The organism is Streptomyces griseorubiginosus (genome assembly GCF_036345115.1).
GTDB lineage: Bacteria > Actinomycetota > Actinomycetes > Streptomycetales > Streptomycetaceae > Streptomyces > Streptomyces griseorubiginosus_C.
In genome coordinates this window covers 9,359,330-9,382,268 of the sequence record NZ_CP107766.1, presented here as the reverse complement: position 1 = coordinate 9,382,268, position 22,939 = coordinate 9,359,330, and the positions used below count along the sequence as shown (strand labels likewise).

Sequence of the window (22,939 nt, the reverse complement as noted above, 5' to 3'; positions counted from 1 at the left end):
AACGCAAAACTTAGGCGACATCTATACGTAACTTTCCGTGCCCGACGGACACGGGTTGCGACATCTCTTTTCGCCTGACCGTAGGGACTTACGGTGGCGCTACCTCTGCCTTATCGTTACAGTTTCACGGAAGTTTCCGCTGGCTCGTGATTGAGTGAGCTCGTGATTGAGTGGGCCTGGGACGGCCACGGTCCGGCACGGCTCAAGTGCCCGGCGAGCAGAAGGAGTTGGCGTGACAGGGCGGGTGACCATCGCACAGGTGGCCGAGGAGGCCGGCGTCTCCGCGATGACCGTGTCCAACGTCATGAACGGCAAGCCGGGGGCCTCGGAGGAGACCCGCCGCCGCGTCATGGAGGTCGCGAGCCGTCTCGGCTACCGGCCCAATGTCTCGGCCCGCAACCTCAAGGGCGGCCGCAGCGGACTCATCGGCCTCATCGCCCTCGATCTCACCAGCCAGTACGGCCTGGAGATCCTGCGCGGGGTCGCCGACGAACTCGCCGACGCGGAGCAGGAGTTGCTCGTCAACGCCTCCTACCACGACGCGGTGCGGGAGAAGGACCGGGTCGAGTTCCTGGGGCGCGGACTGGTCGACGGCGTCCTGATGATCGCGCCGGTCCTGGAGGACGAGACGGTCAAGCTGCTGCGCCGCCAGAACCTGCCCTGCGTGATCATCGACCCCCGGCGCCTGGACGTACCGCTGCCCCGCCTGAGCGTCGACAACTACCACGGCATGCGTCAGGGCACCCAGCATCTGATCGACCTGGGCCACACCCGGATCGCCTACCTCCGCGGCGAGGAGGATCTCGAGAGCACGTCCGTCCGCTTCCAGGGCTTCGAGGACGCGATGCGGCTGGCCGGGCTGAAGGTGGACGAACGCATGGTCGCCTCCTGCGACTTCTCGTACGCCAGCGGATTCCGTACGGCCACGCAGCTGCTCTCCGAGCACCGTCCCACGGCGATCGTGGCGGGCGCGGACCTGATGGCGCTCGGTGCCATCGACGCGGCGCGGGCGAGCGGGCTGGACGTGCCGACCGAGTTCTCGGTCGTCGGGTTCGACGACCTCCCGCAGGCAGCGCAGAGCTTCCCCGGCCTGACGACCGTGCGCCAGCCGCTGCACGACATGGGACAGAAGGCGGCGCGTGCCCTGCTGTCACTCATCGAGGGCCAGAAGCTGCTCATGGAGCACATGGAGGTGGGGACCCGCCTGGTGGTCCGCAACTCGACGGCTCCGCCGCCGCGCGGCGCGGCGGGGTGAGTGGGGTGGCGCTCAGGGACTCGAAGCGGCTCCGTGGGCGGGTGAGCCGGGTAGCGCTCACGGACTCGAACCGCCTCCGTGGCCGGGTGAGCCGGGTCGCGCTCACGGACTCGCAGCGACTCCGTGGCCGGGTGAGCCGGATCGCGTTCAGGGGCTCTCAGCGGCCCCATGAAGCAGCTCTGCGACGCGTTCGGCCGTCTTCTGTGCCGCACGCTGCTTGACCAGGCCTTCTTTCGCGACGGCCCGCACATTCAGCGTGGTGGTCCACTCACCGTTGCGCGTCGCGTCCAGGGTCACCACGACCGGGTTCATGTCCAGGTATCCACCCCCGGTGAGCACCCGGAGCGTCACTCGGTCCGCGCCTGCCTCCACCGGCTCCGGGACCGTACCGCCGGCGAGCCGACCGAGCACGGCGCGGGCGCGTTCGACCGCGGGGCCGAACTCCAGGGGCAGTTCGTGGTCGAACTCGGCGACGTCGTTCCCGAGGAACCGCGAGGCGAACTTCCCGCCCCTGTTGATGCGGCCGAGGGCTTCCGCCAGGAGCTCGTCCTCTGGTTGCCGCATCCGACGCCCCTCTTCCCGCCTGCACGTTCGGCACGGCTGCGCCAAGAGTGCCCCCTCGCACCGGGGCTTTCAACACTCTTGCTTCACCTATCGATTTTCGATAGGTTTCCATCGCGATTCGATGGAAGGGTAAGGCATGGGAAAGCTGGCCGTGCGTGCGCTGCGCGCCGTACTCGTCGTGGTGCTCGTCGGCACCGTCCTGATCCAGGTGCTGATGGTGTGGGCCCTGGCCACCGACCCGGAGGACGGGTCCCTCCCGCTGACGCCGCTGCGCCTGATCACCATGCTCGGCATGGTCGCGGTCCAGGTCACCGGGGTCTGCGTTTGGCGCCTGGTGACGATGGTGCGCCGCGGGACCGTGTTCTCCCCCGCCGCCTTCCGGTACGTGGACGGCATCATCGGTGCGATCACCGCGGCCTCCGTCCTGTGGTTCGCGGTCACCGCCATCAACGCGCCGGGTCAGCGCGACGACCCGGGGGTCAGCGTCATCATGGCCGGGATCGGCCTCGCCATCCTGGGGGTCGCGCTCATCGTCCTCGTGCTGCGGACCCTGCTCGCCCAGGCCGTGGCGCGGGATGTCGAAGCGGCGCAGATGCAGGCCGAGTTGGACGAGGTGATCTGATGCCGATCACCGTCGACATCGATGTGATGCTGGCCAAGCGCAAGATGTCCGTGGGCGAGCTCGCGGAGCGGGTCGGGATCACCCCTGCCAACCTCGCGGTCCTCAAGAACGGGCGCGCCAAGGCGGTGCGGTTCACGACACTCGCCGCGCTCTGCGAGGCGCTGGAGTGCCAGCCGGGGGATCTGGTGCGGTGGGAGGCGGAGGTCCGGGCGGGAACGCCACAGGAAGCGTGACGGTCGGCGTCGGGACAGAAACGCAACGGCCGGCGCCGGGACAGGGTCGCCGCAATCCCCCGCGCGACCGACCCCGCCGGGCTTGCGGAGCCGAGGTCCGCCGGCTTCGGTCACCCTGCCGTGAGCGTCTTGCTGTACACCGTGGACGTGCGCCGGACGGTCATGCCGATGCGCTCGTACAGCGGCAGGGCGCCGGTGTCCGAGTGGGTCCACAGCGTGCAGCCCCGCTTGCCCTGCCGGTGGAAGGCGCGGAAGGACTCCTGGAGGAGCACGCGCGCTATCCCCCGGTTGCGGAAGTCACGCCGGACGGCGACCCGCTCGACGTATCCCTCGTCGTCGCCCGGGATGTCCAGGGACAGTACGGCGCCGACCAGCTGCTCGCCGGCGAGGGCGACCGTCGACGCCGCGGGGGCGAAGGTCGGCCGCTCGACGGTGTGCCGGGCCCACTCCGCGTAGCTCTTGCGCCGCTGCTGCCACTCGTCGAACGCGTCCTCGGTGAGCCGGTACGCGCTCTGTTCGTCGCCGGCCCGGAAGGCCCGGACCGTGATGCCGGCCGGGGGGTCGGGCACGTGCGGTTCGGTGGGTGTCGCGATCGCCAGGAGCCACTCGGTGACGAGTCGCGCGTATCCACCGGATTCCAGGAGTGCGACCGCCGCATGGTCCTCGTCGGGGACCGTCTGGGCAAGGCGATCGCCGCCCCATTGCCGGGCCCGCTCCTCGGTCCAGGCGAGCAGGAGGCCGCCGAGCCCTCGCCCCCGGTGCCCGGGGTGCACGTGGACCGTGGCACGTCGGCCCCTCACCCAGCCCCAGCCGACCACTTCCCCACGGGAGGCGGCCACCCCACCGGAGGGGGCAACTTCCCCACCGGAGGCGTACACGAGCACCGCATCGGACCTCGCGTCCGTGGCAAGCGCGCCGAGGTCGGCGGCGACCCGGTCGGCGCCGGTGGTGGCACGACCGTGAAGATCGACCTCGCACGCGGTCACCAGTCGGTGAACTGCCGTGACATCAGCGGTGGTTGCCGGTCGGCTGCGACAGCCCACCGGCAACCGCTGCAAGGAGGTAGCAGCCATGGATGAACCCTGCGCCATCCGGGTCTCCCTGTCGACCTGGTTTGCCACACACTGACTCGTCCCGCACGGTCCGGTCGCCCGCGACGAGCCGACCTCCTCGCCGCAACGCCCTCCCGGATTCCCGCTCATGAGCCTTGCCCAGGTGGGGCAGGGTCCTCCCGCCACCCCCGGGCACAAGCGGGCCGGGGCCCGGTAACGCCGTGATGACAACCTCTTGACGGCCGTGTTGTGACCGCTCACAATCCTCCCATGCATGTGACCGGTCACGCAGACTCCGGCCCTCCCCGGCACGACCTGGCGCTGGGCGTGCCGCGCGCCCTGCCCCACTCAGTTGGCGCCGTACGGGGGGACGTCGGCGGCACCGGTTGCGACGTCGCCCCGCACTCGGGGTTCGTCACTCCCGTGCTCACCGCGGTCCGGACGGACCTCCAGGATCTGGGGCGAGCCGCCTGTCAACTCCCGCTCACCCGGCGGGAGTCCGGCAACCGGCCGCCCGATCCGGCCCTCTTCGCACCCGAACTCGTCCCGCGCGAGAGCTCGGGCCGAAGGAACGCATGACACGGGCCGTCCCCACGTCCCGCTTCGGCCGTCCCCCCATGTTCCACAGCACAGCTCTTCCCACCCTCGCGTGCCTAAGGACAGATCCATGAAAAGAGTCGCCTCCGCCCTCGCCGTCGCGTGTGCGCTCGGCCTCACCGCCACCGCGTGCAGCGACAGCACCGCGGGCGGCACCGGCGCCGCCCCGACCGGCTCGGTCGACGCCACGGCCGGCCTGAAGGGCGTCCACCTGACCATGTGGGTGGCGCAGAACAGCGTCGCCGAGCCGAAGCAGGTCATCGACGCATTCCAGAAGGCGACCGGGGCCACCGTGACCACCCAGGTGATCCCGGACCCCTACGAGTCGAACGTCCCGACCAAGCTCGCCTCGGGCGACAAGCCCGACCTGATGTTCTGGCAGCCCACGGGCAGCACGCTGCCGTTCGTCCAGCCCGAGAAGAACCTGCTCCAGCTGGACAAGGAGGACTGGGTCACCAAGCTCGGCAAGACCGAGCAGGGCCTCGGCCAGGTCGGCGGGCACCGGTACGCGGCGATCGTCACCAGCCCGGCGACCCTCGGCGTCTACTACAACAAGGACGTCTTCAAGAAGGCCGGCGTCACCAAGATGCCCACCAGCTACGACGACCTCCTCGCCACCGCCAGAACGATCAAGGCGAAGGCGGGCGTCGCCCCGTTCTTCGAGGTCGGCGGCGACAAGTGGCCGCTCCAGTGGCAGGTCCAGCTCCAGATGACCGACCTGCCCCAGGGCTTCTGGGACAAGCTCAACAAGAACCAGGCCAAGTGGACCGACCCGGTGATCGTCAACGCGATCAAGAAGTACAAGTCGCAGGTGCTGGACGGGGGCCTGGCGCAGAAGAACTACAAGACCGCGACCTTCGTGGACCAGGGCAAGGCACTCCTGGACGGCAGCGCCGCGATGGCCGTCAACGTCACCTCGCTGCAGAGCGAGATCCAGGCCACCTCCAGCACCGCCGAGATGGACCGGAAGCTCGGCTGGTTCCCCGTCTCCAACAGCTCCGACAAGGCCCTGTACTCCCCCGACCAGACCAACGGCGTGGTCGCCTTCAACACGGGTGACGCCAAGCGGCAGACCGCCGCCCGGCAGTTCCTGTCCTTCTGGCTCGGTGAGGACTACCCGGCCTACATCAAGGCGAACAAGGTCGTCTCGGTGGAGCCGTCCGTGCCCAACCCCGACGGTCTGCCGCAGACCGCCCTCGCCCAGGCCCAGGCACTGTCCTCCGCGACCGGGGTGTTCCAGGTCAAGGCCCTCACCGCGCCCGACATGCACCTCGCGCTGGCCGACATGATCTACGGCAAGAAGACGCCGGAGCAGGTCGCCCAGGCCGCCGAGGACCAGTTCACCCAGGTCCTCAAGGCGCGTGGCGTCTCCGGGTTCTGACCCTCCGCCCCCTCTCCAGCACCGCCCCGGCCCGCTCGCAGGCGCACGGTCCGGGGCCCTCACCGGAGGTGAGACGTGGCGGACACAGCCACCGTCGGCGTCACCGACGTCGAACCCAGCAAGCAGACGGACGGTTCCCCGCGGCGCGGTCCGCGGCGTCGGCCGCGTGCGCAGTCCAACCAGCCGTGGTGGTTCGCCCTGCCCGCGCTCGCCGTGTTCGGTGTGTTCTTCCTGCTGCCGAACCTGCTGAACTTCGTCTACCCGTTCACCAACTGGTCGGCGTTCCACGCGGACATCAGGTTCGCGGGCCTGTCCAACATCCGCAGCATCCTGCAGGACGGCTCGATGCTGCGGGACATCCGGATCACCGTGGAGTACGCGGTCCTGGTCGCCCTCTTCCAGAACGGCTTCGGGCTCGCCCTGGCCCTGCTGCTGGAGCGTGACACCCGGTTCAACCGGTTCTTCCGGGCCGTGTTCTTCCTTCCGGTGCTGATCTCGGCCCTCGCGGTCGGCTACATCTTCCGCGCCCTGCTGGCCCAGGACGGTGCGCTCAACAGCGTGCTGTCCTCGCTGGCGGGCCACCAGGTCGACACGCCCTGGCTGGGATCCACCACCTGGACCCTGGTCGTGGTGACCCTCATCCACGGCTGGAAGTGGATGGGCCTGGCCATGCTGATCTACCTGGCGGGCCTGAAGAGCATGCCGGGTGACGTCCTGGAGGCGGCCCGGATCGACGGCGCCGGCGCCTGGCGCACCTTCTGGGCCATCCGTTTCCCGCTGCTGGCACCGGCGGTCACGTTCAACGTCACCACGGCCCTGATCGGCTCGATGAACACCTTCGACATCGTGCAGGCCACCACCGCGGGCGGCCCGGGCAGCGAGACCGAGGTCTTCAACATCTACATGTTCCGCGTGTTCGGACAGGGCCTGTACGCGCAGGCCTCGGCGATGAGCCTGGTGCTGTTCCTCATCGTCGTCGTCCTCGCCGTACCGGTCATCGTCGGTCTGCGCCGCAGGGAGAACAACCAATGACCGCCCTTCCCGTCCCCGCTCCCGCGCGGCGCGGCCCGCTGCGCTGGGTGCAGCCCGCCGTGGTCCTCGTGGTCGCGGCCGTCACGATCGGCATTCCGCTCTGGCTCGTGGCGGTGACCTCGGTCAAGCCGCAGGCGGAGGCGATCAAGCCCAACCTGTCGCTGCCGCACCACGTGCAGGCCGCCGAGAACTACCGACAGTCCTTCGACCAGGGCAAGATGATCCAGGGCTTCGTCAACAGCCTGCTGGTCGTCGTGCCGTCCGTGGTCCTCGTGCTGCTGCTGGGCGCGGGCGCGGCCTGGGTGTTCGCCCGCCGCAAGGGCCGGCTGGTGGGCACGCTGTACGCGCTGAGCATCAGCGGCCTGCTGCTGCCGCCCGCGGTGATCACCATCGTGATGGAGCTGCGGCAGATGGGCCTGGCGGGCAGCCAGCTCGGCATGATCGCCGTCTACACCGGGATGTACCTCTCCACGTCGATCTTCTTCATGACCGGCTTCATCCGGAACCTCCCCGAGGAGCTGGAGGAGGCCGCCCGCATGGACGGCGCCGGTCCGGCGAGGGTCTTCTTCCAGGTCATCCTGCCGCTGCTGCGGCCGGTCATCGCCACCGCGACGATCATGGTGATGCTGTTCGCCTGGAGCGACATCTTCTACGCCTTCTTCGTCCTCGGCGGCGGGGACAAGGCGACGCTGCCGCTCAACCTGTACCAGGTCGCCAACGCCCAGCTGTACCTCAACAACTGGCACCTCATCTTCGCCTACGTCGTGATGATGAGCCTGCCCATGGTGGCCGTCTTCGTCGTCGCCCAGCGACGCGTCGTCTCCGGCATCACCAGCGGAGCCGTCAAATAGCCCCGCAACTCCCCCGTATCACCCCACCCGCGCCCGCATCCACGATCCTCCCGCAACGACGCGGGAGGCGGAGGACACTCATGCCCCGAACCCCGCACAGCCCACGACACCCGCGCCGTCTGGTCGCGGTGTCCACCGTCGCCGCCGCCCTGGCCGGCATGGCGCTGACCGCCCCGGTCGCCGAGGCGGCGACGCCCCGACTCACCGTCGACCTGGGGCACACCACCGGCGCGGTGATGCACGGCGCGAACGGGACGCTCTACGGTCTCAGCGACGACGGCGTCCCCGGCGACAACCTGCTCGACCCCCTGCACATGACCACCATCGTGCAGAAGGCCCCCGACGGTCTGCAGCACCCCAACGGCGACGCGCTGACGGTCAAGCCGGCCTACGACCGCAGCGGCGGCGGCGACGTGTACATCTACATGCAGGACTACTACGCCCAGTGGCCCTACGAGAACCTCGGCCTGGACGACTACCTGGCCAAGGTCGACACCATGGTCCGCAAGGTCGCCGCCCGCCCCGACGCCGACGACTTCGTGTGGGTGCCGTTCAACGAGCCCGACGGGAACTGGTACGGCGGTCTGGGCAGTTCCGACACCGCCACCTACACCAAGGCCCGCGACCGTTTCGAGAGCGACTGGGCCACCGTCTACCAGAAGATCCGGTCGATCATCCCGGGTGCCAGGATCGCCGGGCCCAACGAGACGCACTACGACACGCGCCTCATGAACGACTTCTACCCCTGGGCCGAGGCCAACGGCGTGCTGCCGGACATCACCACCTGGCACGAACTCGACCCCGGATCCCTGTCCAGCTTCAAGACCACGCTGGCCGCCTACCGGACCCTGGAGAAAAACACCGGCATTCCCGAACTCCCGGTCAGCATCAACGAGTTCGCCAACCGCCGGGACCAGTCGGTGCCGGGCCAGATGGTCCAGTGGCTGTCACTGTTCGAGCGGAACAAGGTCTACGCCGACCAGGCGTACTGGAACATCGCCGGCAACCTCAACGACAACGCCGTCCAGACCAACATCCCCAACGGCACCTGGTGGCTGCTGCGTTGGTACGCGGGCCTGAGCGGCAGGACCGTCGAGGTCACCCCGCCACAGGCCGACACCACCGACACGCTCCAGGGCATCGGGTCGCTGGACACCGGTCGCAAGCAGGCCCAGGTACTGCTGGGCGGCACCTCCGGCAACGTCGACACCGTGCTGCGGCACATCCCGTCCTCCTTCGGCCGCAAGGTCAACGTGACCGTGGAGCGCGTGGGTTGGAGCGGCTACGAGGGCGCCGCCGCCGCACCGGGCGTGGTCTCCCGCACCACCGCCGCGGTCTCCGAGAGCGGCAGTGTGACCGTGTCGCTCACCGGCCTCGACCCGATGGCCGCCTACCGTGTCACCGTCAACCCGGCCGGCAGGGGCGCGCCCGCCGTGGCGAGCCTGCCCTGGTCGGCGTCGTACGAGGCGGAGAACGCGGCGATCACCGCCGGCACGGTCTACTCGCAGGGTTCGCGGTCCAACCCCTACGGCTTCGCCACCTCCGGCACCAAGGACGTCGGCAGCCTCAACCAGCCGACCAGCAAGGTCGCGTTCACGGTGGACGTCCCGCGGACGGGCACCTACGACCTGGACGTCTTCTACGGCAACCAGTCCGGCACGCCCTCCACCCAGACCCTCACGGTCGACGGGGGTTCGCCGGTCACCCTCACCTACGGGTCCACCCTGAACTGGACCTACCGCTCCATCGTGCGCACGCCGGTCACCCTGACCGCGGGCACCCACACCCTGACCCTGGCCAAGGGCACCAGCGAGGTGACCCTCGACAAGATCGACCTGACCGCGTCGGTCACCCCGCGGGACATCTACCCGGCGACGTACGCCGACATCAGCGGCTCCCCGTCGTACGACTACCGCGACTCGGGCACGAGTGGCGCCGGCGCGCTGGTGCTGGACAAGGGGGACAGGGCCGTCTTCGACGTCGATGTCCCGGCGGACGGCTACTACTCGGTGCGTGCGGACTACTCGGCCACCGGCCCCGGCACGCTGAGCCTGGACGGCGCGACCGCCGCCACGCTGCCCCCGACGAAGGGCAAGGGTTCCGGTACGACGCTGCGGCTGTACCTCACGGCCGGCAACAACCGGGTGACCGCGGCGGTTCCGGGATCCGGCAGGCTCACCATCGGCGATCTGACGGTGACGGGCGCGCCCAGTACGCAGGGCGTGACGGCCTACGAGGCGGAGGACGGCCTCCTCGCCGGGACCGCCGCGGTCGCCTCCAACACCTGGACCTCCGGCGGCAAGTACGTCGGGTACATCGGCGACGGGCCGGGCAACACCCTGACCCTGAAGGTGAACGCCGCGAAGGCCGGGCGGTACGTCATGAGCGTGCGGTACGCCAACAACGAGCTCGCCGGATCGGGGAACTACAACACCAACGTCGTCTCGCGGGCGGCCGACATCACGGTCGGGGACACCACGCAGCGGGTCATGTTCCGCAACAGCTACAGCTGGTCCAACTTCTGGTACCTGCCGGTGCCGGTCACGCTCAAGGCCGGCAGCAACACCGTCACGTTCGCCAACGCCTCCGCCTACGCACCGGACATCGACCGCGTCACGGTCGCACCGCTGAACGGCTGACGGTGTTTCGGCCGGGGCCCGCGGGGTCCCGGCCGACCCTCCGGACCCGGCCGCCCGGGCATCGTCACGGCACCCCGAGTTCGAACAGGGCGTAGCCCGCGTACGAGCCGGAGGCCAGGGCCGCTGTGCCGAGCAGGGTGTACAGGTGGAACGGGCCGAGGCGGCGCAGGGCCAGGGCGGCCGGGACGAACAGGGGGAAGAGCGGCAGCAGATAGCGCGAGACGTTGCCGAAGATCTGCTGACTGCCCAGGACGAGAACGAGGGTGAGGACGGTGTGGACCGTCAGAACGGCCGGGGGACGGATCCGGAACAGCAGCGGGAGCAGGACGAGCGCGAGCAGGACGACACCGACGCCGATCATGTCCGCGAACGGCCAGGCGAAAAGGTAGTCGGAGCGGCCCACCGGGACCGAGGTGAGGACGTCGAGGGTCTGCCGGCCGAAGTCCCATTCATGGGCCCAGGCCCCTGACTGAAGCCGGAAGTAGCCGGTGTAGTCACCCATCCGGTGGCCGACCCAGCCGAGATAGGCGAGCAGGCCCAGCGGAGCGAGCGCCATCGCGGCGATCGGACGCCGGATGCCGTCCTCTCGGCGGTGGAGCGCGAGCAGCGCGGCGACGACGACCGCGGCGATCAGGGCCACGGCCGTGGGTCTGTTGAGCCCCGCGGCACAGGTCAGCAGACCGGCGGTGAGCCACCGACGGCTCATGACGGCATGGCAGGCCCACACGGCCAGGGCGACGTACAGGGAGTCGGAGTAGACCGCCCACTCCACGCCGGAACCGGGCCACACGGCCCAGAGACCGGCCGCGGCCAACCCGGCCCGCCGGCCACCGAAACGCTCCGCCACGGCGTAGATCCCGAGGGCGGCGGCGAAGGACGCGAGGATCGAGACGAGCAGGCCGGCGCCGTACGGGCCGAGGCCGGTCAGCTCGGAGACGAGCCGCATCAGTGCGGGGTAGAGCGGGAAGAACGCCGCCGAGTTGCCTTCGAGGGTGATCAGGCCCGTGGCTCCGGGGACCGGGACGAGCTGCGGGTGGTACCCGTGCTCGGCGATCTGCTGGTACCACCAGCCGTCCCAGGTGGCCAGGACGTCCCAGGGGCGGGCGCCGCCGCCGAAGCGCGGGTTCTTCCTCCGGTAGTCGCCGGTGGAGTGCAGCAGGTACATGAAGGCCCCGAAGCCGATCAGCTTCAGCGTGCCGTACATGAGCAGGACCGGGCCGTGGTGGGCGGCGGTTCGGCGCAGTCGGCACCAACGGCCTGTGGTGCGGGGCCGGCCGGGAGCGGGTGGCTGCGAGAGCCTCGCGTTCCAGGTCCGTGTGCGGGGGGCGGTCGTAGGGGTGGCGGTTCTGTTCATGCGCGGAAGACCCACATCCGGAACAGCACGAACCGCAGCAGCGTGGCGGCCAGGTTGGCGGCGAGGAGTACGAGGAGTTCGGTGTGGTGGGTGGCCGTGGGCGCCTCGTGGTGCAGCACGGCCAGGGATCCGGCGGTGAGTGCCAGGCCGATCAGGAAGACCACCAGCCCTCTGCCCTGGTGGCGCAGGGCGTGGCCGCGACCGCCGTGTCCGAAGGTCAGACGCCGGTTGGCGGCCGTGTTGGCAACGGCGCAGACCAACAGGGCGAGCGCGTTCGCGGCCTGCGCTCCGGTCAGGGGACGCAGCGCCGCGTACAGCAGCAGATTCGCGAGGGTGCTGACCGCTCCTACGGCGCCGAAGCGCACGAGTTGGCGCATCGGCCCGTCCGTCACCTCGGCCGCACCGCGCCCCAGTACGGCGGCCGGCCGGAAGGCGCCCCGGCCGAGCGCGCCACCGATCCTGACGATGCCGCGCAGGTCGGCCAGCGCGGTGGCGAGGAGGTCGACCCGGCTGTCGGGGTCGTCCACCCAGTCGACCGGCACCTCGTGAATGCGCAGCCCGGCCCGCTCGGCGATGACCAGCAGTTCGGTGTCGAAGAACCACCCGGAGTCCTGCACCAGGGGCAGCAGCCGTTCGGCCACGTCCCGGCGCACGGCCTTGAATCCGCACTGGGCGTCGGAGAAGCCGACGGCCAGCGTGGAGCGCAGCAGGGCGTTGTAGCAGCGGGAGGTGATCTCCCTCTTGGGACCCCGCACCACCCGGGAGCCCGGGGCCAGGCGGGTCCCGATGGCGATGTCGGAGTGCCCGGAGATCAGCGGGGCGACGAGCGGCAGCAGTGCGTTCAGGTCGGTGGACAGGTCCACGTCCATGTACGCGAGGACGGGGGCCGGCGAGAGCGACCACGCGTGGCTCAGCGCACGGCCGCGGCCCTTCTCGGCCAGTTTCAGCGATACGACCTCGGGGAACTCGTGCGCCAGCCGGGCGGCCCTCTGCGGGGTGCGGTCGGTGCTGGCGTTGTCGGTGACGGTGATCCGGAAGGGGTAGGGAAAGGTCTCCCGCAGATGGGCGTGGAGCCGCCGCACGCTCGGTTCCAGGTCCGCCTCTTCGTTGAAGACGGGAACGACCACGTCCAGGACGGCCTCCGGATGATGCGTCGGGACCGGTGCGCGGCGCGGGAGGCGGCTCGAGTCTCGCACGTGAAGTGGCCCGGCTTTTCTCATGGTTGATCCTCTTTTGCGCGCTTGGTCAGGGCATGCTGAAGACACTTGGGGCGAACGGGGGTGTGTTCGAGGGTTACGGCGTGACCAGCGAGGTCGAGACCGACGGGTACTCGCTGTTCCACGTCGCCGTCCCCGTGGGCGGGGGCGAGGTCGAGTTGGAGGTCGAGGAGGAGGTCGCGCCGGACGCGCTCCCCGTCGTGACCGGCGCGGTGGGCGGTCCCGTGGTGACGGGGGCGAGGTCCGTGCGACCGGGTAGTCCGGTGGTGGCCGAGGAGGACGAGGGGCTCGGCGAACTGCTGGGCGTGCCGGGCGGCGAGGATGTCCACGGTGTCGTGGTGAGGGTGGGGAGCGGGTCGTGATCCGCCGGTTCCACCTGGGACGGTTTGTCGGGCAGCAGGAACAGCCCGAGACAGAGGCCGGCGACGGCCAGCACGGAGCCGGCGGCCCTGCGGGCGGCCCGGACGCGGCCGCGGTGACGCACCCCGGCCCGCAGACGCTCCCGGTGCCTCGGCTCGAAGGCGGCCGGCTCGTCGGAACCCCGCATCATCCGGGCCAGTTCCCGCTCGAAGTGATCCATGGGGCCCTCCTTCACTGGACCGGCTCGATGACGTCGGCCAGGAGTCGGCGCAGCCGCGCCACTCCCCGGGCGGCATGGGACCGGGCGGTCCCGACCGGGCAGCCGAGCGCCTCCGCCACCTGTCCTTCGGGGAGGTCCTGGTAGTAGCGCAGCACCACCGCGACCCGCTGCTTCGGAGGCAGTTGGTTCAGCGCGGCCTCCAGCCGGGACCGCTCCGCCACGTCCGCGGAGACGTCCCCGGCCATCGCCGTCTCGGGCAGCTGCTCGACGGGGCGTTCCCCCCACCAGCGGCGTCGGCCCGCGCGTGCCGCCGCGCGCACCATCACCTTGCGGACATAGGGCTCCGGCGCGTCGTCGGCGACCTTGGCCCACACGAACCACAGCTTGACCAGGGACTCCTGCACGAGGTCCTCGGCCCGGTGCCGGTCGCCGCCGACGAGGAGCCGGGCGAGGTGGATCAACGCCGACCAGCGGGCCGCGACGAACGCGTCGAACTCACCGGCCCGAGCCTGCTCCATCCGCACTTTCCCTGCTTTCCGTGGTTGCCTACACCTGGGGAAAGGCACTGGACCGCGGCTCGCGCTGCACTCGCGGGGCGTGATCTGGGTCACGCGAGGCCCGGGGGCAACCGGGACCGGCAACTCGTCGCTCTGCGACCGGCGTTGGAAAGGGCCCTGCCGCGCTGCGGCAGGGCCCCTCTTGCGCGTCCCGGCGGGAAGGTCAGCCGAACAGGCGGCGCTGGATCTCCCGTCGGTAGTCCTCCAGCGTCCGGTCCAGGTGTACGGCCGTGGCCTCGGCGGCCTCGTCGGGCTTGCCGTCGCGAATGGACCGGTAGATCGCCTCGTGCTCCTCGACCGCGGCCGCGGTTCCCTCGTTGAAGCTGTCGTGGATGCCGATCGCACTGGACTGGCGCTGCAGTCGCCGGGCGTCGCGCACCGCGCTGCCGAGGAAGGTGTTGTGCGAGGCCGCGGCCAGCGCCGTATGGAAGTCGTCGTCGGCCTGGTTGAAGACGTCGACCTCGCCGTGGGCGTACCCGTGCCGGCACTGCTGCATGGCCACCTCGATGGCGCGCAGTTCGGCGGGCGTGGCACGGGTGGCCGCGAGTCTCGCGGCCGCCATCTCCTGAACCCGGCGGAACTCGAACAGCATGAGCACGTGGTCGAGGTCCACGGGCCGGAAGAAACCACCCCAACGGCTGGTGACCAGCATGCCCTCGTCGTCGGCGACGAACAGTCCGCGCCCCTTGTGCGCCCGGACCCGGCCGAGCGCCGAGAGGATCTTCACGGCTTCCCGGACGACCGCACGGCTGGTGTCCAGTTGCTGGGCCAGGTCGTTCTCCGTGGGCATCCGGTCGCCGGGGACCAGGCGTGACTCGGCGATGAACTCGAGAATCCGCTCCGCCACGACCTCGTAACCGGGCCGGTAGTCGCGCCGCTCGTCCGAGCCGTTCACCGCTGCCGTCACGGCGGGCGTGTCGTTCATGTGTCCTGCCTCCGAGTACCTGCGACGACGGTGACCGATCGGCCTTGAAGTCGCAGTCATCGTACCCCAGCCCCGGATGAGTACTACTCATTCGAGGCCATCAGTTGGCGATCACCAGAGAAGTTATGGGCGATAAAGCCGATAAGCCCGAGTTACGAGGCGATATCAACGCCTCATCATGCCGTGATGTGCCGGAGAAAAGCCGGACACACCCCTTGACGGAGTCTCGGATATGGCGGCTAATTTCATCCGCGGCGGTTACGACAGAGCCGTCAGCCCTCACGCAAACCGAGTGGAGTCGCTCATGTCCGTCTACAAGCCTTCGGTCCGTCAGGAGACAGGGACCAGCAGGAGACGTGCCGCATTGCTGGCGGGCTGCGCCGCCACCGTGCTGCTCACCGTGACCGCCTGCGGCGGCGGTGGCGGCACCAGCGGCACGACGAAGGACGGATTCGCCCAAGCCGCCCAGAACGACGGGGCGTTGACCGTATGGGTGGACGCGACCCGCATGGACGCCGCGAAGCAGTACCAGGCGTCGCACCCGGACGTGAAGATGAACATCGTCAGCTACGACGGCGACGCCAACGGGTCCAACTACCTCCAGACGAAGGTCCAGTTGTTCAACCGCACCGGCAAGGGCTGGCCGGACGTCGTCTTCAGCTCCCAGAACAACGAGGCGAGCTGGGCCGTCGACGCGGGCTTCGCGGCGCCCCTGAACAAGGGCCTGATCCCCGCCGCAACCCTCAGCGGGTTCGCCAAGGGCTCGAACGACGTCTGCACGGTCGACGGCACCCTGTACTGCCTGCGCAACGACCTCTCGCAGGCGGTGCTCTGGTACAACGCTCCGCTGCTGAAGAAGTTCGGCTACACCGTCCCCACGACCTGGGAGGAGTACCAGGCGCTCGGCGAGAAGGTCGCCAAGGAGCACCCCGGCTACCTCGTGGGCGACGCGGGTGACACCTTCACCCCCGAGATCTACCTGTGGGCGAGCAAGTGCGGCGCCAACCACATCACCGGCCCCAAGGCCGTCTCCGTCAACACCACCAGCGAGGCCTGCACCAAGATGGCCACACTGCTGGACGTGCTGATCAAGAACAGGTCCATGTCGATCAGCGGCGTCTTCAGCACCGACTTCGCCAAGAACGAGGCCGACAAGGTCCTGCTCATGCCCGGTCCGGCCTGGTACGGCGGCGCGGTGTTCAAGGACGGCCTCAAGACCCCGGCCAAGCAGATAGCGGTGGCGCCCATCCCGCAGTGGCAGGGCGACACCTCCCCCTCCACCGGCAACGTCGGCGGCGGCACCTGGCTGCTGTCCAAGCACTCCAGCCACCTCAAGGCGGCCACCGACTTCCTGAAGTGGGTCACCACCGACAACGCCTACCAGGGCGAGAAGGCGCCCGGCTTCCCGGCGTACGCGCCGGCGGCCGAGAACTGGCTGAAGGCACAGGCCGCCTCCGGGTACTACGCCAGTGACCTCACGGCCCTCAAGGACGCCTCCTCGCAGGTGTGGTCCGACTGGGGTTCGGGCCAGTTCAGCCAGGAGGCCATCTGGGCCGCCACCGTCAAGCCCGGCATCACGCAGGGCAAGACCATCGAGTCGCTGCTGCCCGCCTGGCAGGACTCGATCGTCAAGTACGCCCAGGCCGACGGATACAAGGTCTCCAAGTGACCGTCACGCACTCCTCGGCCGGCTCTGTCCGGGGGCGCCCTCGCGGCACCTCCCGGCAGAGCCGGGCCGGCGTGGCATTCGTCGCCGGCTACGTGCTGCTGCTGATCGCCTTCGGTGTCCTCCCGACGTGTTACGCCATCTACTTCGCGTTCACGAACGCCGGCGGTGCCTTCACCGGCATCTCGAACTTCGTCACCACCGCGCAGGACTTCCGCTTCGTCGACTCCCTGGGCCACGTGGCCCTGTACCTCGTCTTCTGGCTCCTGTCGCTCGTGGTGTTCGTGGTCGTCCTCGCGCTCCTGCTGCACCGGCTGTCCTCCGGACCGGTCAGTCAGGCACTGCGCTTCCTCTACTACATTCCCGGCGCCCTCGCCGGTGCCGCGAGCGTCCTGGTGTGGCTGTTCATGCTCGACCCGACGGTCAGCCCGGTCAGCTCCCTGCTGGAGACGCTGGGCTTCCACACCTTCGGCGAGGTCATCGCCCCCGGAAACCTGGCGCTGCTGTTCACGATCATCGCGTTCTGGACCGGGGCGGGCGGCTGGATCGTCGTCATGTACGGCGCGCTCAACAACATTCCCAGGGACGTCATGGAGGCCGCGCGCATCGACGGAGCGAACGGCTGGCAGACCGCCTGGCGGGTGCAGATCCCCATGCTCCGCAAGTGGATCGTGTACATGGTGATCCTGGCCTTCGCGGGCGGCGCCCAGCTCTTCGTCGAGCCGCAGCTGCTCTCCCTGGCGAGCACCGGCGTGGCCGGCCGCGACTACTCGCTCAACCAGCTGACGTACGACTTCGCCTTCCAGATGAACAACATCAACGGCGCCGCAGCGGTCTCGGTGGAGCTCCTGGTCGTCAGCGTGTCGGTCGCCGGTGTCTTCGTCGCACGATCGGGGTTCTTCGATGCCGACTGAGACGCGAACCACTCCACCTGCCGTCGCCGACGTGACGAGCCGAACGCGACCTGGAGAGCCACGAGCACACCACCGCCCCCCGCGGCACGTGACCTCCCGGCTGCTGGCGGGCTCCGTACTCACCGTGTTCGTGGTGTTCTTCGTGCTGCCGGTGCTGTGGCTGCTGCTCGCCGCGACCAAGACCGACCAGCAGCTGGTCCACGACAACCCCCTGTCCTTCGGATCCTGGCACGCGCTGAAGGCCAACTGGCACGCGCTCACCGCCTTCCAGGACGACGCCGTCCTGCTGTGGCTGCGCAACTCCGCCCTCTACGCCGCGATCTCGCTGGTCATCACGCTCTGCCTGGCCATCCCGGCCGGGTACGCCCTGGCGATGACCGAGTTCCGCGGCCGCCGCACACTGCTGATCGCGACCCTGGTCGTGATGCTGATGCCGAACGCCACGCTGGTGGTGCCGCTCTTCCTGGAGATCAACGCGGTGCACCTGATCGGCACGATGTGGTCGATCATCCTGCCGTACTCGTTCTACCCGTTCGGGGTGTACCTGACGTACATCTACTTCACCACCGCCGTGCCCAAGGACCTCCTGGCCGCGGCCCGGATGGACGGCTGCTCCGAGTTCGGTGTCTTCCGTCATGTGGCCCTGCCGCTGGCGACCCCCGTCATCGCGCTCGTCGGGTTCTTCAGCTTCGTCGCCAACTGGACCAACTACTTCCTGCCGTACGTGATGCTCCCCGAGAGCGACCAGATGCCGATCCAGGTGGGCGTCGGCAGTCTCCTCAGCAATGTGCCGTCGTTCAACCCGACCGTCGGTGCCCTCGCGATCCAACGCCCGCAACTGGCACTGGCGACGCTGGTGGCCATCACCCCCGTCCTCGTCGTGTTCCTGTTCGCCCAGCGCTTCCTGGTCAGCGGAATGCTCGCCGGCGCCACCAAGGAGTAACCGCTCTCATGTCCTTCCGCCCGCACCCCGACGCCTCCGGCGACTCGACACCCGATGTCCAGGCCACGGTCCCCGTGCTCGAACCGCCCGGCTGGGCCGTCGCACAGCGCGCCCTGTTCGACCTCCTCGACCACGCCTGGCGCCGCTTCGCCCGCGACTTCACCGGCCCCGACGGACGGCTGAACTACACCAAGCAGCTCACCACCCGCGACGGTGTCGACGACTTCTACGAGGTCTTCTTCAACTGGCCCCAGCTGTATCTCCTCGGCGGCGCCGACGACCTCCTGCCCGCCAGCGAGAAGCACTGGGAGGGCGTCACCAGGCAGCTGACCGAACTGGACATGCTGCGCGACGAGTACGAGCGCGGCTACGACTGGTTCCACCAGGGCGAGAGCCTGCTGCTGCTGTACTTCCTGTGCATGGCCGCCCCCGACCGCTGGCGTGAGCGCGCCCTGCGCTTCGCCGAGTTGTACGTCGACCCCGCCAAGGGCAACTACGACCCCGAGCACCGCATCATCACCCGCCCCCACAACGGCAGCGACCCCGAGCGCACCGGCCTGTTCGACGGCGACGTCTACCCCTGGCTCCAGAAGGAGGCCGACACCTACGGCTACCCGCTCGAATGGCTGCCCGAGGCCCAGGACGGCCCGTACCCGCTCTCGGCGGACCCGCGCCTCGGCGACCAGATGCGCGACCGGATGGGCGTCGGCGACACCACGATGAACCTCGCGGCGGCCGGACTGGTCCTCAACGCCTGGATCCTGTCCGGTGAGGAGCGCTACCGCGACTGGATCGTCGAGTACGTGGACGCCTGGCGCGAGCGCACCCGCGAGAACGGCGGCCTGATCCCGGACAACGTCGGCCCGGACGGAGTCGTCGGCAGCCTGCTGGAGGGTCGCTGGTACGGCGGCCACTACGGCTGGTCCTGGCCGCACGGCTGGCACAGCCTCGGCCACGCGGCCTGCGTGGCGGCGCTCGCGGCGGCCACGGTCACCGGCGACGACGACTACCTCTCCATGGTCGCGACCTCCCTCGACACCCTGATCGGCCACGCCAAGGTCATGCCCCACACGGAGGCCGACTCCAGCCTGCCCTCCAAGTGGGCGGTCGAACTCGGCCCGGACCGGCACACGCCCACCCTCCACCTGCCGATCCGCCACAACGACTCCGGCTGGTTCGACTACAACCCGGCCACACCCCCGGTACCGGTGGCCCTGTGGCACCACACCTCCTCCGAGGCCGACCGGGCCCGGCTGGAGGGGCTGCGCGAGGCGGACGGCATCGACTGGCGCACGGTGCGGCCGTTCCGGTCCAAGGAGGACTCCGGGCACGAGAAGGCGTGGTTCGCCTTCCTCGCCGGTGACGACCCCGACTACCCGGAGCGCATCCTCGCCACCGCCCAGGCCCAGGTCCGGCACCGGCTGCGACGCATCGACCGCTACCGCGACCTGGACGTGCCCGAGGCCGACATCCACGTCTGGCAGCTGTGCAACCCGGTGGTCACCGAGGCCCTCGTGCACCTCACCTGGGGCGGTCCGCAGGTGCTGTACCAGGGCGGTCTCCAGCAGGCCCGACTGCGCTACCACGACGCCGACGCCCGCCGGGCCGGCCTGCCCGCCGGCGTCGCCGCACTGGTCAGCTCCATCGACCCCGAGGCGACCACCGTCGAGCTGGTCAACCTGGCCCCCGAGACCGACCGCACGGTCATCGTCCAGGCCGGCGCGTTCGCCGAGCACACCATCACCGGCGTGCGCTGGACGACCTGCACGGACGACGGCTGGATCGGCGACATGTACGACTACGGCCACTCCGAGCCGGTGGTCTCCGAGGCCGAAGTCCCGTACGACGGCCCCTACCTGACGGTCCGTCTGCCTGCCTCCACGCGCATCCGGCTCACCCTGCGGCTGGGGCTGCGCACCCGCACCCCCAGCTACCGCACGCCGTTCGACGCGTCCAACTCCCGCGACACGACAGGGGAATCGGCATGAAGCGCATCGCCCAGACCATCAGGCTCCGGCCCGAGCACCGCGAGGAGTACCTCCGGCTGCACTCGGCGGTATGGCCCGGCGTCGAGGCCGCCCTGCTCCGGGCGAACATCCGCAACTACAGCATCTACCTCCACGGTGACGTGCTCTTCGCGTACATGGAGTACATCGGCGACGACTTCGAGGCGGACATGGCGTCCATCGAGGCCGACCCCGAGACCCGGCGCTGGTGGAAGCTCACCGACCCGTGCCAGGAGCCCTTCCCCGACCGGGGCCCGGGCCGCCAGTGGACCGAGCTCCCCGAGATCTGGCACCTGAGCCCGCCCAGCGACGACATCACCGCCTGAGCCGACTTGGACCCCCTTGTGAACGCACCCCTGCTGGTCGACGCCCACCACCACCTCTGGGATCTCTCCCAACGCCCGCAACCCTGGCTCGACGACCCGGCCGTGGCATCGATCCGCCGCACCTTCACCCCCGATGACCTGCGCTCCACCGCCACCCACCCCATCGCGGGCCGTCGACTGCACGGCACGGTCGTCGTCCAGTGCATCGCGGAGGTCGCCGAGACCGAGGACCTGCTCGCGCTCGCCGAGCGGGAGCCGCTGATCCAGGCCGTGGTCGGCTGGGCAGACCTGACCTCCCCGGCGATCGGTGACGCGCTCGACCAGCTGATCGCCGGGCCTGGCGGCGGGTACCTGCGCTCCCTGCGCCACCTGGTCCAGGGCGAGACCGACGCCAACTGGCTGCAACGACCCGATGCGGAAAGGGGGTTGGGGGCGGCCAACGACAGGGGACTGCGCTACGACGTCCTCGTGCGCGCCCACCAGCTCGACCAGGCGATCCGGCTCGCGGAACGCTTCCCCGACCTGCCCCAGGTCCTCGACCACGCGGGCAAGCCGGACATCGCCCGCAAGGACATCGAGGGCTGGGAACGTGGAATCCGACGGCTGGCCGCACACCCGCACGTGGTGTGCAAGGTCTCCGGGCTGATCACCGAGGCCGACCACACCCACTGGACCACCGCTGACATCCGCCCCGTCTGGGACGTCCTGGTCTCCGCCTTCGGCCCCGGGCGACTGATGTTCGGCTCGGACTGGCCGGTCGCCGACCTGGCGGGCGGCTGGAACCGGTGGGCCGCCACCGTGGACGACCTGCTCACCGGCTGGAGCGAGAGCGACATCGACGCACTCCTCGCCGGGACCGCCACCGCGTTCTACGGCCTCGCGCCCGTCACCGGAGAGGGAGCCCCGACGGCCCGAACGAGCTGAACCCACCCCCACCGAACATCGCGCCGAACCCGCGCAGAACACAGCACCACGGTGCCGAGCCCCCGGCATCCGCCCGTGAACGACTGGACCTCGGCGGCCTGCTCCGCCGAGACCGGATACGTCACCGGTCCCCGCATGTCCGGCCTGCACGTCCTGGACCGCATCGGCTCCGGTGACGGCTTCGCCGCCGGGCTCATCCACGGCCTGCTCGCCGGCCACTCCCTGTCACGCGCCCTCAGGAGCATCTCTTGCACCGCCGGAAGATCCCTCACACCCCCGTCGAGGTCACCGAACTCGGCTTCGGCGCCTCGGTGATCGGCAACCTCTACCGGGTGACCGACGCCCATGGTGCCTCGGTCGCCCTGGACGCCGCCTGGGACGCGGGCATCCGCTACTTCGACACCGCGCCGCACTACGGCCTCGGCCTCTCCGAACGCCGGCTCGGCGCCGCCCTGTGCGACCGTCCGCGCGAGGAGTTCGTCGTCTCGTCCAAGGTGGGCCGCCTCCTCGTCCCCAACGAGCACCCGCGGGGTGTCGACAACGAGGGGTTCGTCGTGCGGGACGACCTGCGCCGCCAATGGGACTTCAGCCGGGACGGCGTCCTGCGCTCCATCGAGGAGACCCTCGAACGCACCGGCCTGGACCGCCTCGACATCGTCTACCTCCACGACCCCGACGACCACTGGCAACAGGCCGCCGACGAGGCCGTGCCCGCCCTGGCCGAGCTGCGCGCGCAGGGCGTGATCGGGGCGATCGGCGCCGGCATGAACCAGTCCGCCATGCTCGCCCGCTTCCTGCGCGAGACCGCCGCCGACGTGGTGATGCTGGCCGGGCGCTACACCCTGCTCGACCAGTCCGCCCTCGACGACGTCCTGCCCGCCGCGCAGGCCCACGGCAAGAGCGTCGTCGCGGTCGGCGTCTTCAACTCCGGTCTGCTCTCCCGGGAGCGGCCCGCCGAGGGCATGAAGTACGACTACCAGGACGCCCCCGCCGACCTGGTGCGGCGGGCCCGGGCCATCGCCGAGGTGTGCGAGCGGTACGGCACCACGCTGCCGGCCGCCGCCATCGCCTTCCCCTTCGCTCACCCCGCGGTCGTCAACGTCACCCTCGGCATGCGCACCGCCGAACAGGTCAGGCGCAACGTCGAACTGCACGCCCAGGGTGTCCCCGACGGCCTCTGGGCGGAACTGCGCGCGCAGCGCTTGATCAGGGCGTGAACGTGGACTGACACCCCGCACCAACCACTCGGCGGCCGCCCCGTGAACTGGGCGGCCGCCGAGTGGTGGTGCCCTTCAGTTCAT

General features: G+C 69.9%; 23 protein-coding genes. 16 read left to right on the top strand and 7 right to left on the bottom strand.

What is annotated here, in order from left to right; translation table 11 throughout:
* The first annotated feature begins 232 nt into the window (after positions 1-232).
* The gene (locus tag OHN19_RS42240; protein WP_330269304.1) at positions 233-1,255 is read left to right on the top strand and encodes a LacI family DNA-binding transcriptional regulator; all 1,023 of its coding nucleotides are present in this window, start codon (positions 233-235) and stop codon (positions 1,253-1,255) included.
* Between the two features lie 147 nt (positions 1,256-1,402).
* On the opposite strand, the gene OHN19_RS42235 is transcribed toward OHN19_RS42240, so the two are convergent.
* Complete coding sequence (locus OHN19_RS42235; RefSeq protein ID WP_330269303.1) at positions 1,403-1,819, bottom strand: hypothetical protein; 417 nt, start codon at positions 1,817-1,819, stop codon at positions 1,403-1,405.
* A gap of 136 nt (positions 1,820-1,955) precedes the next feature.
* On the opposite strand from OHN19_RS42235, the gene OHN19_RS42230 reads away from it, so the two are divergent.
* Positions 1,956-2,441: a DUF2975 domain-containing protein gene (locus tag OHN19_RS42230; RefSeq protein ID WP_330269302.1), complete on the top strand. Its 486-nt coding sequence runs from the start codon at positions 1,956-1,958 to the stop codon at positions 2,439-2,441.
* The gene (locus OHN19_RS42225) at positions 2,441-2,674 is read left to right on the top strand and encodes a helix-turn-helix transcriptional regulator (protein WP_330269301.1); all 234 of its coding nucleotides are present in this window, start codon (positions 2,441-2,443) and stop codon (positions 2,672-2,674) included. The genes OHN19_RS42230 and OHN19_RS42225 overlap by 1 nt, the downstream gene beginning before the upstream one ends.
* A gap of 110 nt (positions 2,675-2,784) precedes the next feature.
* Here OHN19_RS42225 and OHN19_RS42220 read toward each other — a convergent pair whose 3' ends face one another.
* Positions 2,785-3,747 (bottom strand): GNAT family N-acetyltransferase, encoded by a 963-nt coding sequence (locus tag OHN19_RS42220; RefSeq protein WP_330269300.1) that lies wholly within the window; start codon positions 3,745-3,747, stop codon positions 2,785-2,787.
* A 249-nt stretch (positions 3,748-3,996) separates the two neighbouring features.
* Here OHN19_RS42220 and OHN19_RS42215 point away from each other — a divergent pair, with 249 nt between their 5' ends.
* The 5 genes from OHN19_RS42215 (at position 3,997) to OHN19_RS42195 (ending at position 10,226) form a co-directional block, all read left to right on the top strand.
* On the top strand, positions 3,997-4,305 hold the full coding sequence (locus OHN19_RS42215) for a substrate-binding domain-containing protein (RefSeq protein WP_330269299.1): 309 nt from the start codon (positions 3,997-3,999) through the stop codon (positions 4,303-4,305).
* 88 nt (positions 4,306-4,393) lie between these two features.
* Positions 4,394-5,704 carry an ABC transporter substrate-binding protein gene (locus OHN19_RS42210; RefSeq protein WP_330269298.1) on the top strand — a complete coding sequence of 437 codons (1,311 nt, stop codon included), beginning with the start codon at positions 4,394-4,396 and terminating at the stop codon, positions 5,702-5,704.
* Between the two features lie 75 nt (positions 5,705-5,779).
* Positions 5,780-6,736, top strand: a complete 957-nt coding sequence (locus tag OHN19_RS42205; RefSeq protein ID WP_391197640.1) for a carbohydrate ABC transporter permease — start codon at positions 5,780-5,782, stop codon at positions 6,734-6,736.
* Positions 6,733-7,587 (top strand): carbohydrate ABC transporter permease, encoded by an 855-nt coding sequence (locus OHN19_RS42200; RefSeq protein ID WP_330269297.1) that lies wholly within the window; start codon positions 6,733-6,735, stop codon positions 7,585-7,587. Before OHN19_RS42205 ends, OHN19_RS42200 begins: the two co-directional genes overlap by 4 nt.
* Positions 7,588-7,667: 80 nt before the next feature.
* Positions 7,668-10,226: a CBM35 domain-containing protein gene (locus OHN19_RS42195; protein ID WP_330269296.1), complete on the top strand. Its 2,559-nt coding sequence runs from the start codon at positions 7,668-7,670 to the stop codon at positions 10,224-10,226.
* 64 nt (positions 10,227-10,290) lie between these two features.
* Here the strand turns inward: OHN19_RS42195 and OHN19_RS42190 are convergent, their stop codons facing one another.
* The 5 genes from OHN19_RS42190 to OHN19_RS42170 all read right to left on the bottom strand — a co-directional run bounded on the left by OHN19_RS42190 (position 10,291) and on the right by OHN19_RS42170 (position 14,859).
* Positions 10,291-11,580 (bottom strand): glycosyltransferase family 39 protein, encoded by a 1,290-nt coding sequence (locus OHN19_RS42190; RefSeq protein WP_419249567.1) that lies wholly within the window; start codon positions 11,578-11,580, stop codon positions 10,291-10,293.
* Positions 11,577-12,800, bottom strand: a complete 1,224-nt coding sequence (locus tag OHN19_RS42185; RefSeq protein ID WP_419249566.1) for a glycosyltransferase — start codon at positions 12,798-12,800, stop codon at positions 11,577-11,579. The genes OHN19_RS42190 and OHN19_RS42185 overlap by 4 nt, the downstream gene beginning before the upstream one ends.
* Positions 12,801-12,873: 73 nt before the next feature.
* Positions 12,874-13,377, bottom strand: coding sequence for a hypothetical protein (locus OHN19_RS42180; RefSeq protein ID WP_330269294.1), 504 nt, complete (start codon positions 13,375-13,377; stop codon positions 12,874-12,876).
* An 11-nt stretch (positions 13,378-13,388) separates the two neighbouring features.
* Entirely contained in the window at positions 13,389-13,895 is a 507-nt protein-coding gene (locus tag OHN19_RS42175; protein ID WP_330269293.1) for a SigE family RNA polymerase sigma factor, read from the bottom strand.
* A 202-nt stretch (positions 13,896-14,097) separates the two neighbouring features.
* Positions 14,098-14,859, bottom strand: coding sequence for a FadR/GntR family transcriptional regulator (locus OHN19_RS42170; protein WP_330269292.1), 762 nt, complete (start codon positions 14,857-14,859; stop codon positions 14,098-14,100).
* A gap of 304 nt (positions 14,860-15,163) precedes the next feature.
* Here OHN19_RS42170 and OHN19_RS42165 point away from each other — a divergent pair, with 304 nt between their 5' ends.
* From OHN19_RS42165 to OHN19_RS42130, 8 genes are all read left to right on the top strand, one after another.
* Positions 15,164-16,528 (top strand): ABC transporter substrate-binding protein, encoded by a 1,365-nt coding sequence (locus tag OHN19_RS42165; protein ID WP_330269291.1) that lies wholly within the window; start codon positions 15,164-15,166, stop codon positions 16,526-16,528.
* Positions 16,525-17,439 (top strand): sugar ABC transporter permease, encoded by a 915-nt coding sequence (locus OHN19_RS42160; protein WP_330269290.1) that lies wholly within the window; start codon positions 16,525-16,527, stop codon positions 17,437-17,439. Before OHN19_RS42165 ends, OHN19_RS42160 begins: the two co-directional genes overlap by 4 nt.
* An 88-nt stretch (positions 17,440-17,527) precedes the next feature.
* The gene (locus OHN19_RS42155) at positions 17,528-18,382 is read left to right on the top strand and encodes a carbohydrate ABC transporter permease (RefSeq protein WP_330269289.1); all 855 of its coding nucleotides are present in this window, start codon (positions 17,528-17,530) and stop codon (positions 18,380-18,382) included.
* Between the two features lie 8 nt (positions 18,383-18,390).
* A complete protein-coding gene (locus OHN19_RS42150) occupies positions 18,391-20,370 on the top strand; it encodes a hypothetical protein (RefSeq protein WP_330269288.1) in 1,980 nt (659 codons plus the stop codon).
* A complete protein-coding gene (locus OHN19_RS42145) occupies positions 20,367-20,714 on the top strand; it encodes an L-rhamnose mutarotase (protein WP_330269287.1) in 348 nt (115 codons plus the stop codon). The genes OHN19_RS42150 and OHN19_RS42145 overlap by 4 nt, the downstream gene beginning before the upstream one ends.
* An 18-nt stretch (positions 20,715-20,732) precedes the next feature.
* Positions 20,733-21,638 carry an amidohydrolase family protein gene (locus OHN19_RS42140; protein WP_330269286.1) on the top strand — a complete coding sequence of 302 codons (906 nt, stop codon included), beginning with the start codon at positions 20,733-20,735 and terminating at the stop codon, positions 21,636-21,638.
* A gap of 75 nt (positions 21,639-21,713) precedes the next feature.
* On the top strand, positions 21,714-21,953 hold the full coding sequence (locus tag OHN19_RS42135; protein ID WP_391197667.1) for a PfkB family carbohydrate kinase: 240 nt from the start codon (positions 21,714-21,716) through the stop codon (positions 21,951-21,953).
* Positions 21,887-22,855, top strand: coding sequence for an aldo/keto reductase (locus OHN19_RS42130; protein WP_330269285.1), 969 nt, complete (start codon positions 21,887-21,889; stop codon positions 22,853-22,855). The genes OHN19_RS42135 and OHN19_RS42130 overlap by 67 nt, the downstream gene beginning before the upstream one ends.
* Positions 22,856-22,939 lie beyond the last annotated feature (84 nt).